Source organism: Microcoleus sp. bin38.metabat.b11b12b14.051 (assembly GCF_013299165.1).
Taxonomy (GTDB): domain Bacteria; phylum Cyanobacteriota; class Cyanobacteriia; order Cyanobacteriales; family Microcoleaceae; genus Microcoleus.
This window is the reverse complement of record NZ_JAAFKD010000014.1, coordinates 70,694-85,251: the sequence shown is the minus strand read 5'-3', so window position 1 is coordinate 85,251 and position 14,558 is coordinate 70,694. Positions and strand designations below refer to the sequence as shown.

Here is a 14,558-nt window from a genome sequence, read left to right as displayed (position 1 = left end):
ATTTATAGGTTCGTAGTGAGGACTTCAGTCCTTCTTGTTTGCGGACTGAAGTCCTCACTACGAACCTGGTTATCTATGGGTTCGTAGTGAGGACTTCAGTCCTTCTTGTTTGCGGACTGAAGTCCTCACTACGAACCTGGTTATCTCGTTTGAAAGATATTCTGCACCATTTTCTTATCTACACTCGCCGCCACCTTATCCAATTCCGCAACCTCCCCCGAGTCCAACTTCCAGCCCAAAGCACCAATATTATCCATCGCTTGCGCCGCAGATTTAGCTCCAGGAATCGGAATAGTTTCTTTACAGATACACCAATTGATTGCTACCTGCGAAACAGTCTTATTTCTGAATGTCGCTATTTCTCGCAAACAATCCAAAAGTAATTGCATTCCCGGCAATAACTGCTTGCAAGCCAAACCTCGAATACCCTTAGGAAGTATACCATTTTCAGAATATTTACCAGTCAGCAAACCCAAAGCTAAAGGACTGTAAGCAATCAATTTAATACCCAATTCATCGCAAACATCTTTCAATCCGAGTTCAGTCACCGGATAGGTAGAAAGTAGCGAATATTGCACTTGTAAAGTAACAATTGGAACTTGGCGCGAACTAAATCTTTGATGCACCCATTTCAATCGTTTCGGCCCGTAATTAGATAAACCCACTCCCTTGACCAATCCTTGCTCGTAAAGGTCAGCCAAACCGTCCAAAAGAGCCCCCTCTTGCCAAGGGGCATAATTAGCCGTAGACCAGTGCATTTGCACCAAATCCACATTCTTTCCGAGGCGTGCAGCCGAGGCTTTTCCAGCCGATATCATGGATTTTCGGGTGAGTCTCCAAGGATAAGCAGCTAGTTTTGTTGCAATACAAATATTATCTTGATTTGCACCTTGATATTGTTGAGAAAACTGCCCCAAAAGTTGCTCGCTGCGTCCGTTTAATTTCCCGGTTCCGTAGGAATCACCTGTATCAAATAAAGTGACACCATTATTAACAGAAAGATTGAACACGGCTTGTAATTCCGCGTCCATACTTTCATCGTAACCCCAAAGCAGTCGGTTTCCCCAGGCCCATGTACCGCAGCCCATTTTTGGTAGTACAATTTGTTGATTTGTTGGCATTTTTATTGATGATTAATGATTGATAACCTGTTCTACATTTAAATTTAATTTTTCTTTTCGGGCGGGCTAGGAGCAACGCCCCACAACAGATTCAAAAAACAAGATGGTTGAAATTAGACCAAGACCAGCTTATCACGGTAAGCTGTAGCACAGCACACATCTACTTTTTACTTTTTTGATGTGGTTGGTGAGGGTGATGGCGAAGGTGGGCTATTTTTTGTAGGTTGATTTGGCTTAGCTTTGGGATCTGGTTTGGCTGGGGGTGGCGGAGGAAAAGTTGCGGCGCGTCTGGGTATTTGTAGTGCTGTGCGGAATGCAGAAGATGGGAAGAAAGCACTAAATTGAGAAAGTCTATCTGCAATTGGTTCAGGTGCATCTTCCCACAAGCTTTCGTAATAAAAGAAAGCAGCACCTAAGCCGTATTCTTGGACAGCCCGTACCTGGGATTGAATTTGCTGCATTGGTACTCGGCGATTTCTCAAACCTGTCATAATCCCAACTCCGGTGGGAATCTTTTGCTGTGCTTCTCGCATTTCTGGACGGTTAATCTTGTCCACAAATGATTCTAAATTGGGACGGTACACTTGCACAATTAGTTCATCGGCAATATCCAAACGCACCCAAGCCAGCCAATCTTGCAGGTGATATTTGTAAGCAAATTCGTAGTAATTGGGAGAAATTGAGAAAATTGCATTGGGTTTTGCTGCTTTGACGGCTTGATTTAGTTGCGACATAAACGCCGTAATTTTATTAGCCCGCCATTTCACCCAGGCTGGATCTTGAGAATCGGTTGGAGGTGCTTTTTTTGTTTCTTTAGTATACAAAGCGACTGTATATTCGTCATAGCCAAATTCTGATGGCAAACTCATGTGATCGTCGAATTGAATGCCGTCGGCGTTGTATTGTGTGGTGATTTCTAGTACAAGTTCAGTAATAAATTTCTGCACTTCGGGATGAAATGGATTGAGCCAAACTACTTCGCCACCTGCCCCATTTGATGTTTGGCTACCGTCTTGTTTTTGTGTGAGCCAATCGGGATTATTTAATGCTAATTCTGAGGTAGGAGGAGTCATGAAACCAAACTCAAACCAAGGAATTACTAGCAAGCCTTGGCGGTGGGCTTGAGCGATTAAATCTCCGATCATATCTTGTCCGTCTAACCCTCTATAAACAAAGGGTTGAATATCTCTTTGCTGGGCGACTGGGCTGGGATACATTGCATAGCCAGAGTTCCAGACTACGGGATAAATGGTGTTAAAATTTAATCGCTTTAATTGGCTGACAGCCTCGGCTACTTTGCGCCTATCTCTGAGGATGTCTTTGTCATTTGTTGTCATCCAAACTCCGCGAATTTCTTGGCGGGGTTGTTGGGCGATCGCCCTGATCGCATAATTACCCAGCAATACTATAATGAATGAGAGGGCAAACAGCAGTGGGAACAGGCGTTTAATCGATCGCGACCAACTGCGAGGAATCATCCGTAATGTCATAATTGTGAATGGTGAGTTAGCTATCAAACACACCCCAGCATAAGTTGGTGATAAAATTTGCTCGCTCTACAGTCTACAGCCATTTGTGCTGAATGTACGATCGCACAATCGCTGTAAATCTGTGATGCAGGGGGTGAGTGAGAGCATTTTGTCAAAGTGCTGGCCAATCTTCATTACACGCCACCAGCTCTCCTGACCGGACAGCGCTGCCTCCCGAAGTGGAAGTGTTGTACAATATCGGTGCTGAGATATTTCGATCGAACATCTGTAATTGTGAAAGATTTAGTCTTAATTGGTGGCGGTCACAGTCATGCTATTGTATTGAAAATGTTTGGTCTCAAACCGCTGCCCTCCGTGCGGTTGACTCTGATTAGCGACGTAGTGCACGCGCCTTATTCGGGAATGTTGCCGGGACACGTTGCCGGATTTTACGATTATGATGAATGTCACATCGATTTGCGATCGCTCGCGGAATTTGCCGGATGTCAAATATTGGTCGATCGGGCGATCGCGATCGACTTTAACAAAAATTTAGTAATTTGTCAAACCATCCCTCCAATTAACTTTGACGTGCTGTCTGTGGATATCGGCAGCACTCCCGCCACTCTATCAGTACCGGGTGCGGCAGAATACGCAATTCCCGCTAAGCCTGTACCGGAATTTTTAGCTAACTGGAATCAGTTAATTGCTGAACAACAAAATCAGCCAGAAAAACCCGTGCGGATTGCCATTGTCGGTGGCGGTGCAGGCGGCGTAGAATTGGCATTAAATATGCAATCTCGTTTTGCGAAAGAAGAGGGAAGAAGGAAGAAGGAAGAAGGAAGAAGGAAGAAGGAAGACGGATTAGAAATTCACTTGTTTCATAGCGGTGCTGAATTGATGCCGGGACATAACTATAGAGTACGTCATCGCCTCAAAGAAATTCTGATTACTCGTGGCATTAAAGTACATTTAATGGAAAAAGTCCGTGCGATAGAAAACCAAGAAATGATTGAAATAGCATCCAATGCCCAATGCCCAATGCCCAATGCCCAATGCCCAATGCCCAATGCCCAAATATACTGTAAATCGGGTTTGAACATGGAGTGCGATCGCATTTTTTGGGTAACACAAGCATCCGCCGCCCATTGGATCGGAGAATCAGGTTTAGCGATCGACTCAAACGGATTTATGCAAGTCAACCATTACCTGCAATCAGCCTCTCACCCCAACGTATTCGGGGCTGGAGACATCGCCACCATGATTAACCATCCCCGTCCCAAAGCAGGCGTATTTGCCGTGCGTCAGGGCAAACCGCTGTTTGAAAATTTGCAACACTTTTTACTAGCACAACCGCTGAAACCCTTTGTACCACAGGAAAAATATTTAGGCTTAATCGGTACCGGGAATAAAAGAGCGATCGCATCTCGCGGCACGTGGATGTGGGAATCAGCATTACTGTGGTACTGGAAAGATTGGATCGATCGCCAATTCATGCAACAATTCAGTAATCTGCCCAAAACCAACAATACCAAATAACAATACATTCAAATCTAATCATCTCTCCTCTACTCTTCCTCCGCGTACTCTGCGCCCTCTGCGGTTAAAAAATCCAAAATCAGCATTACTGTGGTACTGGAAAGATTGGATCGATCGCCAATTCATGCAACAATTCACTAATCTGCCCAAAACCAACAATACCAAATAGTAATACATTCAAATCTAATCTCCTCTTCTCTTCCTCTGCGCCCTCTGCGCCCTCTGCGGTTAAAAAATCCAAAATCATTTAAAATTGCTATACTAATACCAAAATAAAAAAATAACTATGTCGAGAAAAATTGGATTTTGGCTACTTTGGATTGCCTTCAGCACCTACGCCTTTGTATTTGCACCACCCGACAGCCCTGACACCATCACACTAATTACCAACCTTTCCACAGGCAAAGTAGCAGACATCAACCCCTTAATTGTAGCCTTATTCAACATCATGGGAGTCTGGCCGCTCATCTACAGTTGCGTCTTATTCGCCGACGGTAGAGGGCAGAAAATACGAGCATGGATTTTTGCCACTTTATCATTCGGTGTCGGCGCATTTGCCTTACTGCCTTATTTAGCCCTCCGCGAACCGAATCCAGAATTTGCTGGAAATAAAAATATATTCTTAAAAATATTAGACTCCCGATTTACTGGGATTGTCCTAACATTAGGCGCTGCGGCGTTAGTTGCTTCTGGCTTGACAAAAGGCGATTGGTCTGATTTTGTTCAGCAGTGGCAAACCAGCCGTTTTATCCACGTCATGAGTTTAGATTTTTGTATGCTTTCTCTGGTATTTCCTGCCTTATTAGCCGATGATATGGCGCGCCGAGGAATGCAAAATTCTACAGCATTTTGGGCGGTAACATTAGTGCCGTTGTTTGGCCCGTTGGCTTATCTGTGCACGCGCCCACCATTGCCAGCAACTGATTCTAAAACTGTTACCAATTAGACAGCAGTGCCGACACTGCTCGGTTTAATCTAGGAATTAAAATAAGTTTGTAGTGAGGACTTCAGTCCTTCTTGCGGACTAAAGTCCGAACGATCGAACCTCTAAAATAAGTTTGTAGTGAGGACTTCAGTCCTTCTTGCGGACTAAAGTCCGAACGATCGAACCTCTAAAATAAGTTTGTAGTGAGGACTTCAGTCCTTCTTGCGGACTAAAGTCCGAACGATCGAACCTCTAAAATAAGTTTGTAGTGAGGACTTCAGTCCTTCTTGCGGACTAAAGTCCAATATAAATAATTATCTGCCACTCTGTAGCAAATGAAAAAATATCCCATCATTGGCATCACAACTTACAACCGCAGTCAAGCAGGTGAATATTGCCTCAACGGATCTTATATTGATGCAGTGCAGGCAGCAGGTGGCATTCCGATTTTACTGCCGCCTAATCAATTAAATCCGGCTAGTATTTTTGATGCCGTAGATGGTTTGATTTTTTCCGGTGGTGGAGATATCAATCCAGAACTTTATGGCGGTTTGCTCGATCGCACAGTTTACTCGGTTAACGCAGAACGTGATAACTTTGAATTAAGCTTAGCCAAGCTAGCTTTCAAGGCGGATATACCTGTGTTGGGGATTTGTCGCGGAATGCAAATCCTGAACGTAGCTAGCGGTGGCAGTTTGGTGATTCACGTACCGGATGCTTACGGTATGGAGGTTAGTCACGGATCGGGCATTCCCCCACGTGCGATCGAGCATAGCATTGAAATTGAGCCAAACAGTCGGCTCGCAAAAATCATGGGAACAACTTCCACAACAGTTGTTTCCTGGCATCATCAAGCAGTGCGGAAAGTAACATCCGATTGGGAAATTGTAGCCGATGCACCTGACACTTTAGTAGAAGCAATGGAGCACCAAAATCATCCTTGGATGATAGCAGTGCAGTGGCACCCAGAGATGTCACCAAAATGTTCAATAAACTCTCGAATTTTTCAGGCTTTCGTGCAAGCAGCCGCTGCAAAATTCATGAATTCTACAAAATCAGCTACAAATCTAATTCCTACATTTTCATAATCAATTATTCTTGATAGTCTGTGTCTATTTCAATATCGAGCGTATCTTCATCTATTCTGACATACAGAACATTCGGGCGACAGCAAACTTGACAATCTTCGATGTAAGATTGCTCCATACCTGCGCTGATATCAACAAAAGTTGTACTCGGTTCGCCGCAAAAAGCACAATAATATTCAGCCGTTGTTTCCATCTTTTTCGCACTCTCTTTTTGTAACTTCGTGGCGGTAGCGAAACATATCTGTTAAGCGCATTTCTACCCACCAACCTAACAACAAATCGACAATCGGGCCGCCCGGTATCGAAAAGGCGATCGCATCCGTTAATCTAGTCTGACCATTTTCTGTGGTAAACTCGTGTCGGTGAGTCCAACTTGCCATCGGCCCCTCAGTTTGTTCGTCCACAAACAAGCGATATTGTTCGCACTCAGTGTGAGTCGCCACCCATTTTACCGGAATCGGCCCCAATAACAAGCGAAATTCTGATACAGCGCCGACACCAAGTCCACCTTCGCGGCGAATGATTTTTACCGGTTGCCAAGGCGGAGTCAAAAGTTGCAGAATATCCGGCTTTTCGTAAAATTTCCAGACTGTTTCAACGGTGGCATCAATCAGAGACGAGTATTTAAAATTGGGCATTTTTTGAATTGCGCTAAACAGTTAATTCCGCTGGAATTTCAGCATTTACAGTATTATCCTCTGTATCAGTACAAACAGCAACAGTTAGTTTCAATCCCAAAGCATTCAGCCAAGTTCCCAGATTATAAATCGTATCACTGCCTTGATGTGACAGCAATTCATCCAGTTGTTTCAAGTGCAATTCATATTCTTCTGGAGTCATTTTGGGTTGACCCAAAGCTTCTGCTACATCGGTGAGTGCCTGTTTCAGCAGTTGAGGTTCCGGGTTTTCTTCTTCAATTGTCGCAGTTATGTAGGCGGCTGATAATGCCGGATCTTTTCTGAGAGATTCAATCAAAAACGGATGATCCGGGATACTTTTAGTCATTGCTTTCACTCCTATTATAATCTGTCCAGTATTCTTTTGCTTGGCGGATATCTCGGCTTTGAGTGCTTTTATCTCCACCGCAGAGAAGAATCACAATTGTTGTTCCTACTTGCCCAAAATAGATTCTAAAACCAGGGCCATAGTCTATTCTGAGTTCGCACACTCCTTCTCCAACTGAACGATAGTCTCCAAAATTGCCAGTAATAACCCGATTTAACCTAGATCTAATTTTGGCTTGAGTATTGGCATCTTTGAAGGAATCAAACCACTCAGCGAAAGGTACTCTGCCGTCGGAGGTGATATAACGCTTAATTTCCTTGGGTTGGACTTCTGGCATAACTATATTATAGCTGGGTTAGACATCCCAGTATACTTGCAACTAATTATACTCAAGAAATGCCACAGGGGAAAGATGAAAAAACTTAGCTAACTTTTGAATTTGACTCACCGTCAATTCCCGCTTTCCATTCATTACCTCAGATACCCAAGACTCGGATTCAAAAATATCAATCAAATCTTTTTCTTGAATATTGTCTTCAATCATCAACGCTTTCAGTAGTTTAATACCTTGCAAAACTGGCATTGGCTCATGTTTTTGTTCGTAATCATAAACAAGTGTACCCAGCACATTTAAGTAATCTCGATCGTCTTGCGTGAGAGTTCTCCGATTCACAATAGAATCAATCCGATTTTGTGTAGCAATCAACTCAGCTTCACAAGTAATTGGACGCGGTGGAAAAGTCGTGATGATCTCAATGTAGTAGCTACTAGGAGTTTTTAAACCAGTTGTCATTTTTCCAGTTCTCCTTATCATATTCTGCATGAGTTAAAACACAGCGGACAAACACTATCTGGTATTCATAATCGATAAAAGTAATTAATCGATAGTTATTACCACCAATATTAAATACCATAAAGTTACCGACTAAATCAGCCGAAGGAAATACTTTATGCGTATCTACTAAACTTTGCCATTCAGCATCACAACTACGCTGATACCACAGCAACAGACTTGTTTCAGCATTGGGGTGTGTTTCCCAAAATTCTTTTAGTCGTTTTCGGCTAATGACACGCATGAGACTATTATAATCTAATTTACTAAACCGGACTTAATGAATTCTCACATCCTTTATCTTGCTGTCGCGTTGTATGAGTCATCGCCTCAGCCAAATGCTTCTTCAAAGTCGCCTCTGGTAGCGGCCCTTTCAAATGACTCCAAGGCAAAATTCGATCCAATTCCCACTCTTGAAAAACATAAAAATCCATCTCCGGTAACTGTCCGCGCAACTCCTTAAAAGCCCGCCGATAACTGCCCAAAGTATCGCCGTAATGCCGGACTAATTCTAATAGCCGAGATAATCTACGATCGCCCTTCGATAGCAAACCCTGAATTACCGACCAGTTATAGCTTTCAGGTCTAAATTCTAAACCCAACTTCCGCATCTCTTTATCTAGAAACTTCAGTCTCTTCTCCGCATCTTTGTTCACACCAAACCACTGAAAAGGAGTGTGAGATTTCGGCACAAAAGTGCTGCATCCCAGAGTCAATCGCAAACCAGGAACAGCTTTTCTGATCGCTTTCATCATCGCCACAGTCTCCTCCAAATCCTCCATCTCTTCCCCAGGAATTCCCGCCATTCCGTAAAGTTTAATCCCTTTTAAGCCCCCAGCTTTAGCATTGATAGCAGCTTCGATAATTTCCTCATTTGTGAGTTTTTTGTTGACTATTTTACGGAGGCGAACGCTCCCACTTTCCACAGCAATTGTAATCGATTTGCTATCTCTTTTTGTCAATATTTCTGCGAGTTTTACTGTCACTGTATTCGTCCGTACCGAAGAAAGACTCAGCCGCACGCCGTCATATTTCGGATGATTCAAATGATCTAATAAAACTTCAAATTCCGGGTGCTGAGTCACCGAAGCACCCAACAAACCCAAACGATTAGTCACAGCTAAACCGCGATCGATCGCCGGAATTAGCGAATCCTCCAAACTCGCAGTTCTAAATGGTAAAGTTAGATAACTTGCCAAACAAAAACGGCACATTTCTGGACAACTTCGCACCACTTCTACCATATAAATATTTTCCCAAGCCGCCTTTTCTGTCACCACAGTAGAAGCAGACAAAGTATTACCGCGATAAGTCTGTTTTTCCACCATACTAGGAATTGCAGAGCTCACAGGTTGAATCGATTTAATCCCCGCAGTTGCATCCAGATAAGTTACTTCGTATAAACTGGGAACATAAACCCCCGGAACTTGGGCTAAATGCCGTAATTTAGTTTGTCTATCGGCGCTACGAACTTCTTTACAAGCATCAATAAAATTATCAATGAGATGTTCGCCATCTCCGAGCAAAATTACATCAAAAAAATCTGCAAAAGGTTCAGGATTAGCCGTAAGCACCGGGCCGCCACCGAATACTATTGGATGGTTATCAGTTCGTTTTGACGACCAAATCGGAATTTCTAGAGATTCCAATAAATTGAGAATATTTACATAATCAAGTTCCCAAGAAAGCGAAAATCCCAGTAATTCTGGATGTCGGGGAAGTTGTTCGCGAATATCAGTAAATAAACGGCTGACTTCAAGATCCGATCGCACAGCCAAAGTTGCCCATACTATCTGATAGCCGAGACTGGTAATCCCCACCGTGTACTCGTTGGGAAATGCAAAAATAGTCGGAATAGCATCAGCATCGGGGGTTGCTGGGGCAAATAGCAGGCGTTCTTGGGCAAATGGATTAGGAGTCACAGGCAAGTTGAGCTTTAAGAATATATCTGTTTCTACCTCATTTTAAGGCATTACGAAAGATAAAGTTATTGTATGGTGCGTCAAGTTTAGCCGTAGGGTGCGTCGCTATTCAACTATCTCCCCAAAAAATCGACAATCTCATAGCGACGCACCTGTGTTATCGCCAGCAGAGTGCAAACAACCACGATAAAAATACTATTACTCTGAAATTGAATCGCTATCATCTCGGTTTCTCGGTGGCGGTGCACCGTGAAAAGTCGCAATCAGCAAACAGATAATCCCAGCATTAATAAACACATCGGCTAGATTAAACACAGGGAAACGAATGATCCGAAAATCGATAAAATCTACAACGTGGCCCAAAACAAATCGATCGATTCCGTTACCCAACGCCCCACCCAAAATCAAACCGTACCCAGCTTGTTCCCAGCGGTTAATTCGCGGCCCGAACCAAGCCAGCACCATCAATCCCACACTCACGCCCAAAGACAGCCACCGCAACCAAATAGCCCCGCCATTGCTAAACAAACTAAAAGCTGCACCGGTATTAACAACATAGGTGAAGTGAAATATCCCCGGTAACAGCGGCTGAGTCTGCGGGGGAACCGTCAAGTCAAAATTTTGCACCACCCAAAACTTAGTCAAGTGGTCTAAAACCAAACTGATAATAGCAGCAACCCAGAACAAGGGATTTCTTTTAAAACGCATGGATTAGGGAATAGAAGATAGGGCATCGGATATTTATTTATTGGCCGCAGCGAGATGACTCTCTCGTTGTGCAATAACAGTATAACCCAATATCGATTTTAGATTGGAGAATTCAAGAATTGACACCACGAATCAATCCGGGGACTCTGTACCTTGGATGCTTTCCGCCATAACCTCCAATGACAAATGACAAATGACAAATGACCAATGACCAATGACCAATGACCAATGACCAATGACTAATGACTAATGACCAATGACCAATGCCCAATGCCCAATGCCCAATGCCCAATGCCCAATGACTAATTAATAAAACATCAAGCGGCGCAAAGTAAATGACAGAAGTGCGATCGCACAAACTACAGCCAATTGTCCCGGCATGGGATAAACCGAATATTTCAGAATTTCATCGAATAAAGGTATTTTTTTCCCCGGAATCAGCAAGTAACTAAAAATCAGATAAATTAAGCCGATCGCGTGAACTGTAAATAAACCACATAAACAACTAAAAGCCATCGATTCCAACCGCGAAGCCACCTTAAAAGCCACCCAGCCGCACACCCAAGCACCAGGCACAAAACCCAGCAAATAGCCAAAACTCGCTTCTTTGAGATAGCCGATGCCGCCACCTTGAGCAAAAACTGGCCACAAAGTCAATCCTAATACCAAATAGGCAATTTGTGAGAGAGCAGCAGCATTTTTGCCACCCATGCAGCCTACGAGCAAGACGGCTCCAATTTGATAAGTAACACCTAAAGAGTACGCCTGAAGTCCGCGATCGTCCCAAAACCCGATCGGCATTGTCACAGATGCAGGCAAAAAAGTACCTCCTATCGTTAGGAGCAAACCAATAACAGCCCAGATTAATTCGATAGGAGCAGGCATTATAACGAAGGAAGAAGGAAGAAGGAAGAAGGAAGAAGGAAGAAGGAAGAAGGAAGAAGGAAGAAGGAAGAAGGAAGAAAGAAGAAGGAAGTTGCGATCGACTTTTGATGCTTGTGCAATACGAGAGCGTTTTAACCGTCAGGGCGGTTTCTGTATCATCAAACAATGTTCGTCACATGGTGTTCGTCAGATGCAAGCTGGAATGCCCGCAGCTTTTAAGTTCTCCATACTAGCACCTTGTCAAAACAACCACCATTGTAGGGTTTTATGGTTCTCAAGTCTCGATCTGCCGATCGCCTAATCGGGACTTTTGCGCGATCGTCAAAATCGAATACTTATTTTTCTACCAATTTATCAGCGAAATATTATCATATGACATCTGTCAAGCTCATCAATCGATTTGATTGATTAATAATATTAATCTTAAAATGTGATTAAATGTAAAGATTCTTAACCTAACCTTTACTTTGGCGCGATATGCTGGTGCGGGACACCTGTATAACGATCGCAAATTTCGTATACCTATGCTTTTTCGTATCAACTTGATTAATTCAAACCGTCTGACTACCGCAATTTCCGCAATGGCGATCGCTCTGAGCTTAACAGCTTGCGGCGGCGGCAGCAGCACAACCAGTAGCAGCCCCAGCCCCGGCGACACCGCCGCCTCCCCCAGCGCAGCCCCCGTTGCAGCCCCAGCAGCCAACACCAAACTCGCCCTAGCCTCAGACGTAGCCATCACAGCAGCAGGCGCATCATTCCCCGCGCCCTTATATCAGCGTTGGTTTCAAGACTTCAACAAAATCAACTCCAAAGTACAAATCAACTATCAATCAGTAGGTAGTGGCGCTGGAGTCGAACAATTCACCAAAGGCACAGTAGACTTTGGTGCCAGCGACACCGCCATGAAAGACGACGAAATCGCCAAAGTTCCAGCAGACAAAGGCGTCCTTTTGTTGCCAATGACAGCCGGCAGCATCGTCATCGGCTACAACCTCCCAGACGTACCCGAACTCAAACTACCCAGAGACGTTTACTCAGAAATCTTCCAAGGTAAAATTACCAAATGGAACGACCCCAAAATTGCCGCAGCAAACCCAGGCGCTAAATTGCCAGACCAAGCCATCACCGTCGTCCACCGTTCCGACGGTAGCGGCACAACTGCCGTCTTCACCAAACACCTGAGTGCCATCAGCCCCGACTGGAAAACAGCAGTAGGCGACGGCAAAACAGTAGAGTGGCCCAAAACTGGTACTTTTATTGGTGCAAAAGGCAACGAAGGCGTCACAGCCCAAATCTTGCAAACCGTCGGCAGCATCGGCTACATAGAATACGGCTACGCCAAAAACAACAATGTCAAATTTGCATCTTTGCAAAACAAAGCAGGCAGCTTTGTCACACCTACAGACGATTCAGCTTCTAAAGCTTTAGCAACTGTTCCCCTACCCGAAAACCTGCGAGCATTTATCGAAGACCCCGAAGGTGCTGAATCCTATCCAATTGTCACCTACTCTTGGATGCTCGTCCCCAAAAAAGTTGCTGACCCCAACAAAGCTAAAGCCATCGAGGCAATGGTAGAATACGGCTTAACCGAAGGTCAAAAAGTTAGTGCAGAATTGGGCTATGTTCCTCTGCCCCAAACCGTCAAAGAAAAAGTTGCTTTGGCAGCCGATGGCATCAGCCCCGACTACAAGATTGAGATTGGCAAATAGTAATTGAGGGAAGAAGGAAGAAGGAAGAAGGAAGAAGGAAGAAGGAAGAAGGAAGAAGGAAGAAGGAAGAAAGAATAAACAAATATTTCTGTAGGGGCGAGTTTTGCCATAAATATTTGCTAAAAAGTCAGGGGATTAATCAACCCGCCCTTATTTTAGATAAGAATCAGTGCATCAGTTGTCAACACTTGTCTTTTCTTTTCTTTTCTTCCTCCTTGTGGAACAGGCAGGATGCCTGTTCATTTCTCTAGTTCCTTCTCAGTTTTTCCTGCTCAGGTTCAGTTAAGGTGCAGTGTGCATTGAACCCTATATAATTAGCTTCAGGTCAGGTGCTGTGTGCATTGAACCCTACTAAAAAGACTATTTTTCCTTAATATTGTTGAGGATTTTTGTGTATGACTTCAGATAACAATAGTGCTCAATTGGAGAGCCGTTCTCGCTCTCCCATAGAAAAGTCCTTAGACAAAGGCTTTATCTGGCTGACTAGGATTTTGGGAATAGGAGTTGGTGTAATTTTGTTGATAATCGCGCTCACCGTTGCTTACAGAGCCTTGCCAGCTATGCAACAGTACGGTTTGGGCTTTCTGTTTAGCAGTGCTTGGAATCCGGTTAAAGATGAGTACGGTGCGCTGCCGATGATTTATGGGACGATCGTCAGTTCGGCGATCGCGCTCCTAATTGCAGTACCATTAGGAGTAGGGACTGCCATCTTTTTGAGCGAAGACTTTTTACCGCTGCCAGTACGTACAGCTTTAGTTTTTTTAGTAGAACTTTTAGCCGCTATTCCGAGCGTCGTCTACGGTTTGTGGGGAATTGCTGTATTGATTCCCATACTTACCAGCATCGGAAAGTTTCTCAACGGTAACTTCGGATGGCTGCCAATTTTCAGCACTCCGCCAGTTGGGCCGGGAATGTTACCCGCCGGAGTAATCCTGGGAATTATGACTTTGCCCATTATTACTGCTATCTCCCGCGACTCTTTAGCCAGTCTCCCGCCCGAATTGCGACAAGCATCTCTAGGTTTGGGAGCAACTCGCTGGACAACAATTTTTAGAGTCCTCGTACCAGCAGCTTTTTCCGGGATTGTCGGCGGAATCATGCTCGGCTTGGGCCGCGCGATGGGAGAAACAATGGCAGCCACTCTGTTAATTGGCAATTCCAATCAGTTAAGTGCTTCCGTGCTAGCTCCTGCAAATACTATTGCTTCTTTAATGGCAAATCAATTTGCCGAAGCTTCGGGATTGCAAGTGTCTGCTCTGATGTACACCGGAATAATTTTGTTTATTATGACGCTGATTGTTAATGTTTTGGCAGAGTGGATTGTTTCCCAAGTAAGAGCCAAGTACAACTAAAAG

17 protein-coding genes are annotated in these 14,558 nt (G+C 44.1%); 5 read left to right on the top strand and 12 right to left on the bottom strand.

Features of this window, described 5'->3' with window-relative positions; all coding sequences use genetic code 11:
• Positions 1-140: 140 nt before the first annotated feature.
• Positions 141-1,121 (bottom strand): aldo/keto reductase, encoded by a 981-nt coding sequence (locus QZW47_RS16415; RefSeq protein WP_293128665.1) that lies wholly within the window; start codon positions 1,119-1,121, stop codon positions 141-143.
• A 167-nt stretch (positions 1,122-1,288) separates the two neighbouring features.
• Positions 1,289-2,611 carry a glycoside hydrolase family 10 protein gene (locus QZW47_RS16410; RefSeq protein ID WP_293128663.1) on the bottom strand — a complete coding sequence of 441 codons (1,323 nt, stop codon included), beginning with the start codon at positions 2,609-2,611 and terminating at the stop codon, positions 1,289-1,291.
• Between the two features lie 240 nt (positions 2,612-2,851).
• Here QZW47_RS16410 and QZW47_RS16405 point away from each other — a divergent pair, with 240 nt between their 5' ends.
• Entirely contained in the window at positions 2,852-4,129 is a 1,278-nt protein-coding gene (locus QZW47_RS16405) for an FAD-dependent oxidoreductase (RefSeq protein WP_293128661.1), read from the top strand.
• An 85-nt stretch (positions 4,130-4,214) separates the two neighbouring features.
• Here the strand turns inward: QZW47_RS16405 and QZW47_RS16400 are convergent, their stop codons facing one another.
• Positions 4,215-4,376, bottom strand: a complete 162-nt coding sequence (locus QZW47_RS16400) for a hypothetical protein (protein ID WP_293128659.1) — start codon at positions 4,374-4,376, stop codon at positions 4,215-4,217.
• Positions 4,377-4,415: 39 nt separating this feature from the next.
• Here QZW47_RS16400 and QZW47_RS16395 point away from each other — a divergent pair, with 39 nt between their 5' ends.
• Positions 4,416-5,075, top strand: a complete 660-nt coding sequence (locus QZW47_RS16395; RefSeq protein ID WP_293128657.1) for a DUF2834 domain-containing protein — start codon at positions 4,416-4,418, stop codon at positions 5,073-5,075.
• A gap of 314 nt (positions 5,076-5,389) precedes the next feature.
• Positions 5,390-6,142 (top strand): gamma-glutamyl-gamma-aminobutyrate hydrolase family protein, encoded by a 753-nt coding sequence (locus QZW47_RS16390; RefSeq protein WP_293128655.1) that lies wholly within the window; start codon positions 5,390-5,392, stop codon positions 6,140-6,142.
• Positions 6,143-6,146: 4 nt separating this feature from the next.
• Here the strand turns inward: QZW47_RS16390 and QZW47_RS16385 are convergent, their stop codons facing one another.
• The 9 genes from QZW47_RS16385 to QZW47_RS16345 form a co-directional block, all read right to left on the bottom strand.
• Entirely contained in the window at positions 6,147-6,335 is a 189-nt protein-coding gene (locus QZW47_RS16385; RefSeq protein WP_193976309.1) for a CPXCG motif-containing cysteine-rich protein, read from the bottom strand.
• Positions 6,319-6,780: an SRPBCC family protein gene (locus QZW47_RS16380; protein WP_293128651.1), complete on the bottom strand. Its 462-nt coding sequence runs from the start codon at positions 6,778-6,780 to the stop codon at positions 6,319-6,321. The genes QZW47_RS16385 and QZW47_RS16380 overlap by 17 nt, the downstream gene beginning before the upstream one ends.
• Before the next feature lie 13 nt (positions 6,781-6,793).
• Positions 6,794-7,147 (bottom strand): transcriptional regulator, encoded by a 354-nt coding sequence (locus tag QZW47_RS16375; protein WP_293128649.1) that lies wholly within the window; start codon positions 7,145-7,147, stop codon positions 6,794-6,796.
• A complete protein-coding gene (locus QZW47_RS16370; RefSeq protein ID WP_293128647.1) occupies positions 7,140-7,484 on the bottom strand; it encodes a type II toxin-antitoxin system RelE/ParE family toxin in 345 nt (114 codons plus the stop codon). The genes QZW47_RS16375 and QZW47_RS16370 overlap by 8 nt, the downstream gene beginning before the upstream one ends.
• 42 nt (positions 7,485-7,526) lie before the next feature.
• Positions 7,527-7,940: a transcriptional regulator gene (locus QZW47_RS16365; RefSeq protein ID WP_293128645.1), complete on the bottom strand. Its 414-nt coding sequence runs from the start codon at positions 7,938-7,940 to the stop codon at positions 7,527-7,529.
• The gene (locus QZW47_RS16360; protein WP_293128644.1) at positions 7,915-8,223 is read right to left on the bottom strand and encodes a type II toxin-antitoxin system HigB family toxin; all 309 of its coding nucleotides are present in this window, start codon (positions 8,221-8,223) and stop codon (positions 7,915-7,917) included. Before QZW47_RS16360 ends, QZW47_RS16365 begins: the two co-directional genes overlap by 26 nt.
• Positions 8,224-8,245: 22 nt before the next feature.
• Positions 8,246-9,901 carry a radical SAM protein gene (locus QZW47_RS16355; RefSeq protein ID WP_293128643.1) on the bottom strand — a complete coding sequence of 552 codons (1,656 nt, stop codon included), beginning with the start codon at positions 9,899-9,901 and terminating at the stop codon, positions 8,246-8,248.
• A 198-nt stretch (positions 9,902-10,099) separates the two neighbouring features.
• Positions 10,100-10,609: a signal peptidase II gene (lspA, locus tag QZW47_RS16350; RefSeq protein ID WP_293128642.1), complete on the bottom strand. Its 510-nt coding sequence runs from the start codon at positions 10,607-10,609 to the stop codon at positions 10,100-10,102.
• A gap of 306 nt (positions 10,610-10,915) precedes the next feature.
• On the bottom strand, positions 10,916-11,494 hold the full coding sequence (locus tag QZW47_RS16345; RefSeq protein WP_293128641.1) for a biotin transporter BioY: 579 nt from the start codon (positions 11,492-11,494) through the stop codon (positions 10,916-10,918).
• A 524-nt stretch (positions 11,495-12,018) separates the two neighbouring features.
• On the opposite strand from QZW47_RS16345, the gene pstS reads away from it, so the two are divergent.
• Positions 12,019-13,203, top strand: coding sequence for a phosphate ABC transporter substrate-binding protein PstS (gene pstS / locus QZW47_RS16340; protein WP_293128639.1), 1,185 nt, complete (start codon positions 12,019-12,021; stop codon positions 13,201-13,203).
• 395 nt (positions 13,204-13,598) lie between these two features.
• Entirely contained in the window at positions 13,599-14,555 is a 957-nt protein-coding gene (gene pstC, locus QZW47_RS16335; protein WP_293128637.1) for a phosphate ABC transporter permease subunit PstC, read from the top strand.
• The last annotated feature ends 3 nt before the right edge of the window (positions 14,556-14,558 follow it).

What these genes read in the sequence shown, in the direction of transcription:
- QZW47_RS16415 (WP_293128665.1), bottom strand. Translation starts at nt 1,121, where the DNA reads ATGCCAACAAATCAACAAATTGTACTACCAAAAATGGGCTGCGGTACA.
- QZW47_RS16410 (WP_293128663.1), bottom strand. Translation starts at nt 2,611, where the DNA reads ATGACATTACGGATGATTCCTCGCAGTTGGTCGCGATCGATTAAACGC.
- QZW47_RS16400 (WP_293128659.1), bottom strand. Translation starts at nt 4,376, where the DNA reads ATGATTTTGGATTTTTTAACCGCAGAGGGCGCAGAGGGCGCAGAGGAA.
- QZW47_RS16395 (WP_293128657.1), top strand. Translation starts at nt 4,416, where the DNA reads ATGTCGAGAAAAATTGGATTTTGGCTACTTTGGATTGCCTTCAGCACC.
- QZW47_RS16390 (WP_293128655.1), top strand. Translation starts at nt 5,390, where the DNA reads ATGAAAAAATATCCCATCATTGGCATCACAACTTACAACCGCAGTCAA.
- QZW47_RS16385 (WP_193976309.1), bottom strand. Translation starts at nt 6,335, where the DNA reads ATGGAAACAACGGCTGAATATTATTGTGCTTTTTGCGGCGAACCGAGT.
- QZW47_RS16380 (WP_293128651.1), bottom strand. Translation starts at nt 6,780, where the DNA reads ATGCCCAATTTTAAATACTCGTCTCTGATTGATGCCACCGTTGAAACA.
- QZW47_RS16375 (WP_293128649.1), bottom strand. Translation starts at nt 7,147, where the DNA reads ATGACTAAAAGTATCCCGGATCATCCGTTTTTGATTGAATCTCTCAGA.
- QZW47_RS16370 (WP_293128647.1), bottom strand. Translation starts at nt 7,484, where the DNA reads ATGCCAGAAGTCCAACCCAAGGAAATTAAGCGTTATATCACCTCCGAC.
- QZW47_RS16365 (WP_293128645.1), bottom strand. Translation starts at nt 7,940, where the DNA reads ATGACAACTGGTTTAAAAACTCCTAGTAGCTACTACATTGAGATCATC.
- QZW47_RS16360 (WP_293128644.1), bottom strand. Translation starts at nt 8,223, where the DNA reads ATGCGTGTCATTAGCCGAAAACGACTAAAAGAATTTTGGGAAACACAC.
- lspA (WP_293128642.1), bottom strand. Translation starts at nt 10,609, where the DNA reads ATGCGTTTTAAAAGAAATCCCTTGTTCTGGGTTGCTGCTATTATCAGT.
- QZW47_RS16345 (WP_293128641.1), bottom strand. Translation starts at nt 11,494, where the DNA reads ATGCCTGCTCCTATCGAATTAATCTGGGCTGTTATTGGTTTGCTCCTA.
- pstS (WP_293128639.1), top strand. Translation starts at nt 12,019, where the DNA reads ATGCTTTTTCGTATCAACTTGATTAATTCAAACCGTCTGACTACCGCA.
- pstC (WP_293128637.1), top strand. Translation starts at nt 13,599, where the DNA reads ATGACTTCAGATAACAATAGTGCTCAATTGGAGAGCCGTTCTCGCTCT.